This is a genomic window from Pseudorhodoferax soli, from assembly GCF_003337555.1.
Lineage (GTDB): Bacteria > Pseudomonadota > Gammaproteobacteria > Burkholderiales > Burkholderiaceae_C > Pseudorhodoferax > Pseudorhodoferax soli.
Map to the genome: position 1 here is coordinate 173903 of NZ_QPJK01000011.1, position 13080 is coordinate 186982.

A 13080-nucleotide genomic window follows, 5' to 3' on the forward strand; every position below is an offset into this window, starting at 1 on the left:
GGGTGTCGCCGGTGGGCCAACGCCGCGCCATGGCGCTGCGCCCACCGTCTTTCACGGACCTGCTGCCCTACGTGGCCTACAGCCCCACGCAGCGGATCTTCGAGCTCAAGGACGGTCAAAGCCTTGGCGTGCTTTTCGAGCTGGGCAGCATTCCGACTGAAGCCAGGACGCCGGCCGACCTGGCCCAGTACTGCGACCGCATCACGGCCGTGCTGCAGGCCGTGCCCGAGTCGAGCAGCTCGCCCTGGATCGTGCAGTTCTTCGTGAACGACGACCACGATCTGGACCACCTGGCCGACCGTTGGCTGGACTACGTGGCCGAGGTCCACCGGCACGAGCCGGCGCGCCGCGACGCCGTGCTGGCCTCCGATCTGACTCAGTCGGTCCTCCAGGACATCCGGGCGCACTTGCGCCAGGTCGCACAGCCGGAGGGGCTCTTCTTCGATGCGGAAGTGACCGATCAGCCTTGGTGCGGCCAGATCCGGCGCGTGCGCTGCTGCATCTACAAGCGCTTCGAGACCGCCGTGGCCGAGGATCCACGGCCCGCACACGCGCAGCTGGAGACCATGGCAGTGACCATGGAGGCGACGCTGGCCGAGGCTGGCGTTCGCGTGCGCCGCGGCACCGGCAAGGATCTGTACGAGTGGCTGCTGCCGTTCTTCAATCGCGCGGTGCCCTGGGCGCAGGATGCGACCGACATGTTGCGCGTGGCGCCGTACCCGGACGACTTGCAGCCGAGCAATGACGGAGATGGCGACGGCAATGGCGACGGCAATGGCGCTCCCATCCTCGGCATGGACCTGTCCGAGATGCTCAGCTTCTCGGAGCCCTACAGCGATCCGGAGTCCGGCACCTTCGCGTTCGATGGCAAGCCGGTGCGGGTCATGACGCTGCAGGGCCTGCACCGCCAGCCCCAAGTCGGGCACCTGACGGCCGAACTGCTCAGCGGCGGCAAGTTCTTCGCGCGCTTCGACCGCATGCCGCCCGGCACCATGTTGTCGTTCTCGATCACGGTGCGGCCGCAGTATCTGCTGGAGCGCCACATCGAGCAGATGGCCCATGCATCGCGCGCCCAGACGGCCGCGGCCGCGGAGACCCACGGCGAGTGCCTCCGGGTGCTGGACCGCATGCAGAAGGGCGACAAGCTGCTGCCGCTGCTGCTGACCCTGTACGTCAGCGGCAACGATGCTGCGGAGCTGGAGAACCGGGTGTCCAGCATCAACGCTCTGCTGGTGCCGACCGGCCTGCGCTTCATCGAGCCGCGCCAGGATCTTGTGCCGCTGGACACCTTCATGCGCGGGCTGCCGTTCAACTACGACGCAGCCTTCGACGAGCGGCTGCTGCGCAGGTCGCGGCTGACCTTCGCGTCCCACATCGCTGCGCTGCTGCCGCTGTACGGCCGCACGCGGGGCACCCCGCACCCGGGCATGTGGTTCTGGAACCGCGGGGGCGAGCCGGTCTGGATCGATCCGCTCAACGCCCGGGACCGCAAGAAGAACGCGCACATGGTGGTGCTGGGCCCGACCGGGGCCGGCAAGTCGGCGACGCTGAACTACCTGTGCATGTCGGTGGCGGCGATCCACCGCCCGCGGCTGGTGATCGTGGACGCCGGCAAGTCCTTCGCCTTGTTGCTGGAGTACTTCAAGGCCAAGGGGCTCAGCACCCACTTCGTGAACCTGAGCGGCTCGTCCACAGTGTCCCTCCCGCCCTTCGTGCATGGCCTCAAGCTGCTGGACGATCCGCTGGTGATGGAGGCCTTCCGTGCCATGGAAGCAGGCGGCGAGATCCCGAGCTCGGTGCCGCAGGCCATCGATGCGGCGTTGGAGAGCGCCGGCGCCGCCGAAGAGTCTGACGACTCCGACCAGGAGGATGAGGAGGACGAGAAGCGCGACATCCTGGGCGAGATGCTGGTGGCCGCAATCATGATGATCACTGGCGGCGAGCGGCGCGAGGAAGATCGCATGTCCCGCGCCGACCGCTACCTGATCACCCGCGCGCTGATCAAGGCGTCCATACGGACCCGCCACGAGGGGCGGCCGCATCCGCTGACCCAGGACGTGGCCTACGAGCTCATGGGCATGCAGACCGACGCGAGCCTGTCGCCTGGTCGGCGCGAGCGGGCCGAGGAGATGGGGCAGTCCATGATGTCGTTCACGCAGGGCCTGCGCGGCACGCTCTTCAACCGCGTGGGCGGCGACTGGCCTGACGTCGACGTCACCTTGGTCGAGATGGGCACGCTGACCCGCGATGGCTACAGCGACGCGCTGGCCGTGGCCTACACCTCGCTGATTGATGCGGTGCAGTCCCGCGGCGAGGCCTGCCAGCACGAGGGCCGCCCGCTGGTCATGCTGACCGACGAGTCCCACATCATCACCACCAGCGAGTTGCTGGGGCCCAAGGTGGCCAAGGGCACCAAGATGTGGCGGAAATTGAACATGTGGTTCTGGATGGGCACGCAGAACCTGCAGGACTTCCCCGAGTCGATGGGCCGGGTGCTGTCCATGTGCGAGTTCTGGATGCTGCTGACCATGGACAAGAGCGAGATCGACCAGGTCGCCCGCTTCAAGACCCTCACACTCGAGCAACGCCAGCTGATCGAGTCGGCGCGCAAGGCCAAGCACCAGTACACCGAGGGGGTGCTGACGACGGCCTCGGGGCAGTTCCTGTTCCGTAACGTGCCCCCTGCCCTCCCGCTGGCCCTGGCCATGACCGAAGGCGATGAGAAGGCCCACCGACGCCGGCTGATGGAGCAGCACCAGTGCTCGGAGCTGCAGGCGGCCATGCTGGTGGCCGAGGAGATCTCACGCAACCGGGGGATCCATGTCTGACCGTCTCCTCTGCACCCGGCGCCGGGTGGTTCTCTGCTTCGCGCTCGCCGCATTTCTGGGCACAGCGGCCCATGCGCAGACGTCCGGCTCCGATGTGCAGACCGTCGAGGTGTTCGTGAACTCGGCCATGGTGGTGACTGCGCCGCAGGCACCGTCGTACCGTGTGACCGTTCATCGGATGGACCAGCTGGACATGGCGACCCAGGCCATTGACCAGCTCATCCCGCGTGGCGGCGAGGAGGTGGCGCGCCGTTGGGTGGCAGCCAACGAAGCGCGGATCAAGCGGCAGGTCCAGCCTGCCGCGATCGCCACTGCCAACGCGATCGGGCTGGCCAACCACTATCGCCTGGACCGCCTGCCCGCCGTGGTGATCAACCGGCGCACCGTGGTCTACGGGGTGCTGGACGTCAGCACGGCCTTGCAGCACTACCAGGCCTCGCGCCGGAGGCTGCCGTGAGGCGCGCGCCTCGCGTTGGCAGCTCTGGGTCGGGCGTGCCCGGCCTGCTCGGAAGCGCTGCACTGGCCGCCGCGTTGGCATTGGGCGCGTCGCCCGCGCGCGCCCAGTTCAGCACCACCAACACCGGCGCGATCATGTCCGCGACCATTGCCGGCTTGCCGAGCTGCCTGGCTTACCGGGTCACGGGCGTGTGTTTCTGGCTGCGCTGCACGATCTTCGGCTGTTCGGTGAAGACTTCCATCAAGGTGTCCCACTACGTGCCCGACGTGGTGGTCAGCACCTACGGCGCGCCAGAGCAGCACCCGTGGGCGGATGTGGGCGTGCCGGTTGCGGCGGCCATGACCGGCCTGGGGTCGAGCCTGATGGGCTCGCTGCTGGACTCCTCCGCAGGCACCGCGCGCGAGGACAAGGAGGTCGTGACCTTCAAAAGCACGGATGCACTGGGCAACCCGGTGGGCGCAATCATGGGCGGGAACACGACGTTCGAGTTCCCTGACACCCAGGAACTGATGATGTTCCCGTCGGTCGAGCTGCCCCGCATCATGCAGATGTGGGCCTCCGTGCCGGTCGACCTCGCCAACGGGATGATCGAAGGCGCGCGGGCTACGGCCATGAACCCGTCGACGCTGCTGGGCGAGCTAGGAAACCTGCCCGGGCAGATCAGCGGCATGTTCGATTCGCTGTCCAGCTTCGGCTCGATGTCGTCCACGATGCCCGAGGGCGCCGATACCTATGGTGGCGGCGGCGGAGGGAGTGGTGGAGGCAGTGGCGGAGGTGGCCAGGACGGTGGCGGCGCGTCGAGCACCCCGTTCAGCCAGATGATGGACAGCATGAACGACGGCCTGGCCGCCGGCGGCGCGGGGACCTCGGAGTACCTGTGTCCAGGTGGCTCGGGCATGTTGTCGATCCAGTACCACTCTGAGCTGGACTCGCTGTTCTGGCGCGGCAAGATCCCACTCGAGCTGCTGTACCCGGGCAGCTGGATCCCGGGCATCGGTGAGGTCGGCAACAGCCTGATCAACACCTGGGGCGGTGGCTACCCGCGCATGGGCGAGCTGGTGCAGTCCCACCCGCGCAAGGCCTCTGCCGTGCTGGCCCACCGCACCGGCTCCATCATCCGGCAGCAGGCCCAGCCGCACATCTACAAGCGCCTGCGGGCCAAGGGCGGCAACTACCGGTACTTCGCGACCATGGCCGACCCGAAGTGGCAGGCCGTGCACCCGATTCCCGAGCCCACCTGCATGACCTTCGGCGCGAACGACGCGCTGAGCGTCGGCTCGTGGGGCGACTACAAGACCTCCGGCAACGACGGCTACGTCTGGAACCTGTGGCACCGCTACGAGTGCTGCAGCAAGGCTGCCGAGATCTTCCTGTTCTCTGTGCCCTGACCTCGAGGCTCCCATGCGCACAAACCGATCCTGCCCACTGGCTGCCCGGCGTTCCGGCTGCGCCCTTGCCGCCGCGGTCCTCTTCCTCGGCTTGGCCGCGGCGCCGGCGGTCTACGCCCAGCCCGTGTCGAACTCCTCGCTGTACTACCGCCTGGGTGGCGGCTCGCCCATGGGCGGGGCCGTCAACCGCGGGCAGACTTCGCTACGGCTCGGGCTCGCCTCGCGCATGAACTACAGCTGTGGCAAGTTCGACGTGGGCCTGTCCTGGTCCAACGTGATGAACGGCCTTGGAAACCTGGGAGCGACCATCAACGGAGCGATCCAGGCCGGCATCGCTGCCCTGCCCCTGTACATCCTGCAGCGCGCCCAGCCCGGGCTGTACCAGCTGTTCCAGAACTTCTCGCAGAAGGCAGATCTCCTGGTGGCCTCCTCGCTCAAGAGCTGCGAGGAGATGGAGTCGATGATCAAGAGCGGCCAGGATCCGTATGAGGACTACGTGCGCATGGCCAAGGGCGATGCCTGGAAGATCTCGGCCAACGCCAGCGGCGATGTGGTACAGGCGAAGTACGACATGAATCGCAACGAGCAGGCGCAGCGGCGCGGTCTGGACTGGGTCTTCCAGCAGCGCGCTGGCGGCGTCGGCTTGTCACCGATCCAGCCCATCCGAGATCTGTCCGTGGCTGGCTTCAATGCCACGCTGAACCTGCCCACCACCGCATCAGCCACGACGAACCACCGCAATGGTGCCAACGCCGAAACACGGCTCGTTCGTGCGTTCCGCTCGCCGGAGGAGCTCGCCACCTGGACCACCGAAGTTCTGGGCGACAAGTCCATCTACCTGTGCACGCAGGATGCGTCGTGTCCGAACCCAACGACCACGGGCACCGCGACCGGCCTGGGCCCGAAGTTCGAGAAGGAGCTCCAGGAGATCTCGCCTGTGCTGCAAGGGGTTATTGCCGGCACCGAGAACATCTCCAAGGTGAAGGACATCGGCACGGCAGGCTTCGGCGTGAGCCCGCAGCTGGTGGAGTCCATGCGCGAGCTGCCGGCGAGCTCGCGTGGCATTGCCGTCAGCCGCGTGGCGCAAGAACTGGCGATGCACCGGGTCGTGGACAAGGCTCTTGTGGCCCGTTCCGTGCTGGTCACCGGGCTCTCACTGCCCGAGGCGACGAAGGCCGGCGAGATGCAAGCCGACGTGCAGCGCCAGGTCGACCGGCTCACGCAGTACGTGAACGACCTGATGTTTGAGTTCCGGATCCGCAAGGAGATGACCTCGGACACGGCGCTGGCCATCATGGGCGACCAGTTCTACCGCGACAGCCAGGCTGCACGCGTGCGCGATGGGCGCACCGCGGAGCGGCAGCCGTTGGTGGATGGTCGGGTGGCACCGTGAGGATCGGGTCTATGAAGCGGGAACCCGACCGGACCAATCCGCTGGAGGGCCGGCCACAGGCTCCGCGCCGCGGCAGGCGATGGGGCAGGTGGGGACGTTGGGCCGCCTGGTTCGCCCTGGCGGCCCTCATCGGCCTCGTTTGCGTCGCCGTGGAAGTGGTGGTGCTTCAACAGCCCATCGATGGCCTGGAGAGCGCTGTCGAGACCGCTCGTCGCTGGAGAAGGATCGGCGTGGTGCTGCAGACCTTAGGTGCAGGGGTGGTGCTCTGGCGCTGGCCGGCGATCGCGCGGTGGTGTGGGCGTCGAGGCATTGTTCGGCAGGACGAGGTGCCTGTCTTGCAGGCGGCGCGTACGAAGGTGGCCGTTCTTCTGGCGGCTTACCTGGTCCTCGCGGGTGTCGGGCCCGCCGAGCTGCTCCGACAGCTTGGACAGATCTTCTAGGAGAAGGCGATGGAGCTCGACAGCTACTTGGAGATCTTCACCACGATGTACGGCTGGGCCTTCGCCAACATCATCGGCGAGGTGCTCACCGGAACCGGCCTGGCCGCCCTGCCCTTCGGCCTGATCGTCTTCAGCGTTTGGCGGGACGCGAAGGAGTCCGCCTCCGGTGGCGCGGGCGCCCAGGAGCTGGTCGATGCGGTGCTGACGCGCATCTTCATCGCGATGTTCGTGTACATGACCTGCTTTGCAGTGACGCCCTACACCTCGCTGGTCAGCATCAACCTGCGGTACACGCCGCAGGCCTCCCTCAACGAGCCGAACCCGGTCACCGGATCGCTGAACACTGGCACGGGGTCTACCTTCGACAACGCGCTGCGCGACGCGCGCGATGGCAGCATGAGCGCCTCGGGTGGACTGTCGGAGGTGCCTGCCTGGTGGTTCACCGTGATGGCCATCAGCTCGGGCATCAACAACGCGGTGCGCAGCGGCCTGAGCAGCGCGCGCAGCGACGTGCGCATGGTGGAGGACATGGCGCGCACGGCGACGATCGAGGATCCGCAGCTGCTTGAGCAGATCCAGCGCTTCTACAGCGAGTGCTTCATCCCGGCACGCAGCCGCTATCTGCGCACGCAGCGATCGACGCTCAGCGCGAACGCGTTGGGCATCCTTGCCGAGAGCAACGCCGACTACGGCCCGACAGATGTGGATTGGATGGGCAGCCAGCTCTTCCGCACCGAAGCCGGATTCTACGGGACCATGCGCTCGTACAACCCCGTGCCGGGCTTCGTCGTGGTACCGAGCCGGGACACCGACTACATCGCCGGCGGCGCGCCGGGCACGCCGGAGGCCGACTACGTGAATCCCGACTGGGGTCGGCCGACCTGCCTGGAGTGGTGGCTGGATGGAACGAACGGCGTCCGCACCCGCATGGTGAACCACGCCTCGAGCTGGCAGCGGCTGTACCAGAACGTGCAGTCGGCGATGAGCTGGAGCAGCACGGACCGGGCGGCCGACAGCGTGGCCATGCTCGCGCAGCAGCGCGCCAATCCGCAATTCCTGGACGCTTCGCGGATCATGGGCAACGACTACGACGGGATCACGAACCTGGTGCGTGGCATCGGCGGCGCCATCAGCACCTTCGGCGTGGGCAAGAAGCTCCTGGACGCGACCATCGAGTTCGTGCCGATGGTCAACGCCCTGCCAATGGTCCAGGCCATGCTGCTCATGGGCATGTACATGTTCCTGCCCATGATCGTGCTGCTCAGCGGCTACGACCTCAAGGTCATGCTGCTGGGCGGGCTGGCGATCTTCACGGTGAAGTTCTGGTCGGTGATGTGGTTCATCGCGCAGTGGCTCGATGCGCGGCTCATCCAGGCCATGTACCCGGGGTTGAACGGCAACATGCTCATGCAGGAGATCCAGGCCGTGCTGTCCGGCGGCGAAGCGCAAGGCTACAAGCGGATGATCCTGAATCTGGTGCTGATGAGCCTGTTCGTCGGTTTGCCGATGCTGTGGAGCGCGATGATGACCTGGGTCGGATTCGGAGTTGGGCGCAGCATCGAAGGTCTGTCGAGAGGCTCGGCAGCAGCCGCCAGCGCTGGAACTGGATCTAGCTCTTCGCGGACAGCAGCGAATGTCGGTCGCAGCGCTGGTAGAGCATTCGGTAGCGGACTACGAGGCGGTCGAGGAAATCCGTGAAGCTAAATTAGGCCGTGGTTGTAGTCGTCCAACTCTTTCCCGGTCAGTGGGGAGACGACCTCCCCATGGGCGTCGTAGGTCAGATCCCCACGAACCTCGAACGCGTCGGCCTCTTCAACTGCGTCATCTCTCAGCTCCGAATCTCGCTTGGTGCCGATGCCGCCAAGCAAGGCGATTGGCAGCCCGAACAGTCCAGCTTTGAACAGCCCGGGGCCATGCCGCAGCAGAGAGCCGCCCACGCGCAGCCCAAACTTGACGCTTTCGCGCGCAAGCCTTTCAGCGTACGGAACTGGCTTCTTGGTCGGCTTCATGGCAATCCACGGAGATGGCAATGGCACTGCGGGAATGCAGCACCTGTGCTTCTACCGAAGTTTCGTGTCGCACGCCAGCGTTGATACAGCTGGTCACGACGGCCCCGAAGGCGCCAGAACGGCTCAGCAGTGGCTCTACGTTTGGATCAGGAAGGCCTCACGGTCCTTGCCCTGGATCCATCTGGGCGGCTTGCCTTTGCCGGACCACGTCGCTCCGGTCTGCGCGTCGTAGTACTTGGCTGGAGCCTTTTTCTTGGGCTCTTGCCATGGGAAGACTTCTTGGGCCGTAAACCCGAACTCGGCGATTTGGGCGCGGATAGCGGCCAGCGCGGTGGCTGCCTCCACTTTGCGAACCTTGGCGATCTGCTCGTCCAGGTTCTTCTTTTGCTCCATCAGTTCGCGATACGACGACATGCTCAGACTGCGCAGGTAAAACCGCTGAGCTTACATGTTGGCCACTGGGGTGGGGCAGCTCGGTTCCGCAAGCTGCCAGCACCTCGGCCTCAGCAGGTGCTTGGAGCAGGGGACGAACGCTGCCTGCGGTGCAGGGAGCATCCCGTTCGTGGCGGTAGTGTCGGCCGCGAGGATGGTGCCGCTCGATCAGCTCGCACAGCACGCTCATGCGGGTTCGGATGTAGACCGTGGTCGTGCTGAGCGTGCTGTGCCCCAGGAGGGTCTGCAAGGACCGCAGGTTCATGCCGCGGTCCTTCAGGTGGGTCGCGAACGCATGGCGCAGCACGTGCGGCGTCACGAGCGCGAGGCTGGCGGTCTCCGCGTGCTTGCGCACGAGCTGGCGCAGATGGGAGTAGCGCATGCTCATCAAAGAAGTGGGGTGCACGAACACGGCATCGGTCTCCTGCTCGCCCTTCGCCCTCGCCAGAAGGACGTCTCTTCCCCTGCGCAGGTACTCCTCGAGCCAGTACCCGGCGTGCTCGCCGTAGATCACCAGGCGCTCGCGCGCGCCCTTGCCGGTCACGGCGATGGCGCATTCCGCACGTTGGAGCTGGTGCAGTCTGAGCCCCACCAGCTCATCGGCCCGCAAGCCTGTTGCATAGAGCAGCTCGAGCACCGCGCGATCGCGCAGTCCGAGGGCCGTTGCCGTGTTTGGCGCCGACAGAAGGCGCTCAACCTGCGACTCCGTCGGCGCGTAGGGCTTCGATAGTGGCGGCGTGCGCATGGACGCAAGCCTCGACGTGATGTCGGTTTCGACCAGCTGCTCGTTCAACGCCCATCGGTACAACCGCTTCAACATCCAACGGCGGCTCGCCATCGTTGAGGCGGCAGCGCTGGTGAACTTGGACAGGTACTTGCGCAGATCGTCCTCGCTCGCATGGCGCCAAGTGCGCGCGCGCTCGCGCGATAGCCAGTGGGCCAGCTCGGTGACCAGGCGCTGCAGCTTGACGAGCGTCGATGCAGCCAGGCCCTCGCACTGGGCGGCATACAAGAAATCCTGCAGGTGTGTGTCGAGCAGAGCGCCGCGAGCTGCTTGCGTTGGCGCCCGGAACAAGTTGCCCAGCACGGAATGGCCGCGGCCGCGCGGCTTGGAAATTGACATCTCCCTCCCACCAGTTGCATCAAGGGGGTGGACGTGTCAAGCGTTAAACGCCATCTACGTCCAGACGTTTGATTGATGCACACGGTCGCCGCGTCTTCTAGATTACTTCTACGGCAATCGAACTGCAACACCGACAAAAGCGGGCGCATCATGACCAAGAAGCCATCGACAGCAAAACGAAATAGTTCACATTTACTCCGATGGGGAGTCGGTGCTTTCAGCACTGTGTCAGCGAAGTCCGCTATGCACTTTGGAGCACAGCGGTCGGCGATAGCCAGGTCTTTGCTGCAAGGGCTAGCAGGCGTTTTGGCCCTGATGCTGAGCACTGGTGCGGTCTCCGAGCCGATTCCCAAGGCTCAGGCAGAGCGGCTGCGGCAATCGATTGCCGCGTTGAGCCAGGGCAAGGTGGCCGCCGAAGACGTGTCGCGCACACCGATACCGGGGATTTTTCAGGTATTTTCAGACGGCGAGATCTTCTACGTCGATTCGACCGGTCGCTACAGTTTCGTGGGCGGCTCCATGATCGACATGCAGCAACAGCGCGATCTCACGGCCACCGAGCTCGATCGCGTCCATGCGATCCCGTTCGATCGGCTGCCCCTGCAGCTGGCCATCAAAGAGGTGCGGGGCAACGGCACGCGCAACCTGGCGGTGTTCGAGGACCCCAACTGTCCTATCTGCAAGGTCTTCACGAAGTTCCTGGACCAGATCGACGACGTGACCATCTACCGTTTCATGTACCCCGTCATCGCGCCGCAGTCCGAAGCCTTGGCGCAGAGCGCATGGTGCGCGCGGGACCGCGCTGTTGCGTGGCGCGACGTCATGGCGGGCGCCCGCAACGGGCAGGCGCCTGGAACCGGGGCAGCATCTTGCGACACGAGCGGCTTGGCGGCGATCGTGCAGTTTGGTGAGGCGAACCGGATCAACAACACCCCGACCGTGATCCTCGGCGGCGGCAAGCGGCTCGTAGGTGCGACGCCGCCTGAATTGTTCATGCAGGAACTGGAACAGGGCGGTCGTCGCCCGAACTAGACACGGAGATCCAACGCTCATGCGAACCAGCTACCGACGGCCGTCCCTGCGCGGTGCACAGATGCGCGCTGTCCTTACCGCCGCGAGCCTGCTGACGGCTGCCGCCGGTCCCACCTGGGCACAACAGCCGGCGCTGCAATGGCAACCGATGCGAGAGGCTGCATTCAGTGCACCCAGGGCACGCCCGACGGCTTCGCCGCAGGAGCACGCTGTTCTGCAGCGGCTGTGGGCGAAGGAGCTTGCTGGCGCTCGTGAGATGGGGCCCGGGGTTCCGTACCCGAGTGCAGCCCTCCTGGGAACGGCCCAGGCCGCAGGGCAGCACTTCGTCTTCACGATCTACGCAAGAGCGGGATACGAGCCGTGCGAGCCCGCACTGAATGGCGCCTCGGTGGAGTACAGCCACTGGGTGTGTCCCTTGCGCGTTGCCCGACTGCAGGACGCGCAAGACCAAGTGTTGGCGGTTCGTGACGTCCCCGGCTACTGCATGCTGTGGGGAGACAGCAAGGATGCCCCGCGCGCGCAGAACCGCGTCGAGTTCGCCTACGACACCAAAGCGGCGACTCTCCACCTGCGTACCGTCGAGCACGGCAAGGTGGTGCCGCAATGCAGCCGAAGCGTTCGGCTCGCTGGGTAGTCATGCCCGCGCGATCACTGCGGATGGCAATGCTGGCAATGCTGTTGCCGCTCATGGCCTGGGCTGTGACCGTGACGGCCGAGCAGATCATGGCGGCGGTCCGCGCCGCCCCCAATGCGACGCAATGGCTGCGCGACAACGCAGCCGCGGTTGCCAACCTGGCGATCCGGGTGGAAAGCAGCGGCAACACGGAGGCCTATAACGGCTCCTGTTGCTACGGCGTCCTGCAGATGAATCAGACCAACATCCAGGCCTATACCAACCTGACGCCGGAGCAGTACCGGCAGTCCAGCCTGCAAACACAGGTCGACGCCTGGGTCAGGTTGACAGTGGACGCTCTGAGGGCCAGGGCACCCCGGACGCTCGCCGGCATGGGAACGTTCGACGGTCGCGCCGCAGATGCCCATCTGGTGCTGGCCTGCGTACAGCTCGGAATCGGGAATTGCCAGCGGATGATCAACAGCGGCAGCTGCAGCGGGTTCGCTGATTCCAACGGCACAACGATCTGCTCGATGGCAGACCGCCTGGCCGGCGTGACACCGAATCCGGGGACCGGGCCCATTCCGCCGAACCCGGGGACTCCCGGGAACGGCACGGGCGGCGGGACGGTGAGCGCTCCCGTGCCGGTCTACGTGCCAAGCTGCATTCAGGACGGCTATGGCGGCTGCGTGTCCATCACGCAGGCGATCGACCAGGGCTTCGCGCAGGGATCAGGCGCATCCATGACCGACATGAAGCGCCTGATCTACGCGATCGTTGCAACCTCGATGGCCCTGGTCCTGCTGTCGTCGAGTCGCAAGACCTGGCGGCTGTTCAGCAAGGGACGCATTCCTGCGGCCAGCCTGCTGGTGAGCTGGAAGGGCGCGGCCGTGGCGATGACTGTGCTGCTGGTGATCCTCACGATGCTCTGAGCATCGACCGAGCGCCTGCGATGGGCCGCGCCTAGACGCTCCCCGCGCGAGGCGCCTTAGACCGCCAGGGTTTGCGGATTGACGCCGCTCTCCACAGCGGCCACGTACCAGCCGGGACGCTTGCCCACGCCTGTCCAGGTCTTGCCAGTGGCGGGGTCCTTGTACTTCGCCACGTTGGCCGCCTTGGCGCCAGGCGCAGCTTTGACCTTGGCCGCCCTGCCCTTGCCTTTGGTTCCACCAAAGAGATCGTCTGGCGTGAGGCCATAGACCGCAATGGCCTCTCGAATGCGGCCGATCACGTCCCTGACTTCTTGCTCTTTGAGCGCCTCGGCTTTCGATTGCAGCTCAGCGATCTGCTTCTGCATTTCGGCATAGGTCGATGGAGTGGAAGTCTGGGCTTTAGCTCTTGGCATGGCGTGCGCATGTGGTGGGA

12 protein-coding genes and 1 pseudogene are annotated in these 13080 nt (G+C 65.8%); 9 read left to right on the plus strand and 4 right to left on the minus strand.

The window, feature by feature from the left end:
- The first annotated feature begins 29 nt into the window (after nt 1-29).
- From DES41_RS31455 to DES41_RS31480, 6 genes are read left to right on the plus strand one after another with little or no spacing between them, the layout of a single operon-like run.
- A complete protein-coding gene (locus tag DES41_RS31455; RefSeq protein WP_245965949.1) occupies nt 30-2828 on the plus strand; it encodes a conjugative transfer ATPase in 2799 nt (932 codons plus the stop codon).
- Complete coding sequence (locus DES41_RS31460) at nt 2821-3285, plus strand: DUF1525 domain-containing protein (RefSeq protein WP_114471570.1); 465 nt, start codon at nt 2821-2823, stop codon at nt 3283-3285. The genes DES41_RS31455 and DES41_RS31460 overlap by 8 nt, the downstream gene beginning before the upstream one ends.
- The gene (locus DES41_RS31465) at nt 3282-4673 is read left to right on the plus strand and encodes a TraU family protein (protein WP_147283005.1); all 1392 of its coding nucleotides are present in this window, start codon (nt 3282-3284) and stop codon (nt 4671-4673) included. The genes DES41_RS31460 and DES41_RS31465 overlap by 4 nt, the downstream gene beginning before the upstream one ends.
- Before the next feature lie 13 nt (nt 4674-4686).
- Nucleotides 4687-6066 carry an integrating conjugative element protein gene (locus tag DES41_RS31470; protein ID WP_114471572.1) on the plus strand — a complete coding sequence of 460 codons (1380 nt, stop codon included), beginning with the start codon at nt 4687-4689 and terminating at the stop codon, nt 6064-6066.
- An 11-nt stretch (nt 6067-6077) separates the two neighbouring features.
- Nucleotides 6078-6506 (plus strand): hypothetical protein, encoded by a 429-nt coding sequence (locus DES41_RS31475; RefSeq protein WP_147283006.1) that lies wholly within the window; start codon nt 6078-6080, stop codon nt 6504-6506.
- A 9-nt stretch (nt 6507-6515) separates the two neighbouring features.
- On the plus strand, nt 6516-8204 hold the full coding sequence (locus DES41_RS31480; protein ID WP_114471574.1) for a conjugal transfer protein TraG N-terminal domain-containing protein: 1689 nt from the start codon (nt 6516-6518) through the stop codon (nt 8202-8204).
- Nucleotides 8205-8206: 2 nt separating this feature from the next.
- On the opposite strand, the gene DES41_RS31485 is transcribed toward DES41_RS31480, so the two are convergent.
- The 3 genes and pseudogenes from DES41_RS31485 to DES41_RS39405 all read right to left on the minus strand — a co-directional run.
- The gene (locus DES41_RS31485) at nt 8207-8515 is read right to left on the minus strand and encodes a hypothetical protein (RefSeq protein ID WP_114471575.1); all 309 of its coding nucleotides are present in this window, start codon (nt 8513-8515) and stop codon (nt 8207-8209) included.
- A 135-nt stretch (nt 8516-8650) separates the two neighbouring features.
- Nucleotides 8651-8929: an H-NS histone family protein gene (locus DES41_RS39400; protein WP_114471576.1), complete on the minus strand. Its 279-nt coding sequence runs from the start codon at nt 8927-8929 to the stop codon at nt 8651-8653.
- Between the two features lie 220 nt (nt 8930-9149).
- Nucleotides 9150-10070 (minus strand): annotated as a pseudogene (locus DES41_RS39405) (tyrosine-type recombinase/integrase); the annotation flags it as partial.
- Between the two features lie 315 nt (nt 10071-10385).
- On the opposite strand from DES41_RS39405, the gene DES41_RS31505 reads away from it, so the two are divergent.
- From DES41_RS31505 to DES41_RS31515, 3 genes are read left to right on the plus strand one after another with little or no spacing between them, the layout of a single operon-like run.
- The gene (locus DES41_RS31505) at nt 10386-11102 is read left to right on the plus strand and encodes a DsbC family protein (protein WP_245965964.1); all 717 of its coding nucleotides are present in this window, start codon (nt 10386-10388) and stop codon (nt 11100-11102) included.
- A gap of 19 nt (nt 11103-11121) precedes the next feature.
- Nucleotides 11122-11736: a hypothetical protein gene (locus DES41_RS38100; RefSeq protein ID WP_147283008.1), complete on the plus strand. Its 615-nt coding sequence runs from the start codon at nt 11122-11124 to the stop codon at nt 11734-11736.
- Nucleotides 11737-11765: 29 nt separating this feature from the next.
- The gene (locus tag DES41_RS31515) at nt 11766-12647 is read left to right on the plus strand and encodes a hypothetical protein (protein ID WP_245965951.1); all 882 of its coding nucleotides are present in this window, start codon (nt 11766-11768) and stop codon (nt 12645-12647) included.
- 56 nt (nt 12648-12703) lie between these two features.
- Here the strand turns inward: DES41_RS31515 and DES41_RS31520 are convergent, their stop codons facing one another.
- A complete protein-coding gene (locus DES41_RS31520; protein WP_245965952.1) occupies nt 12704-13012 on the minus strand; it encodes an H-NS histone family protein in 309 nt (102 codons plus the stop codon).
- Nucleotides 13013-13080 lie beyond the last annotated feature (68 nt).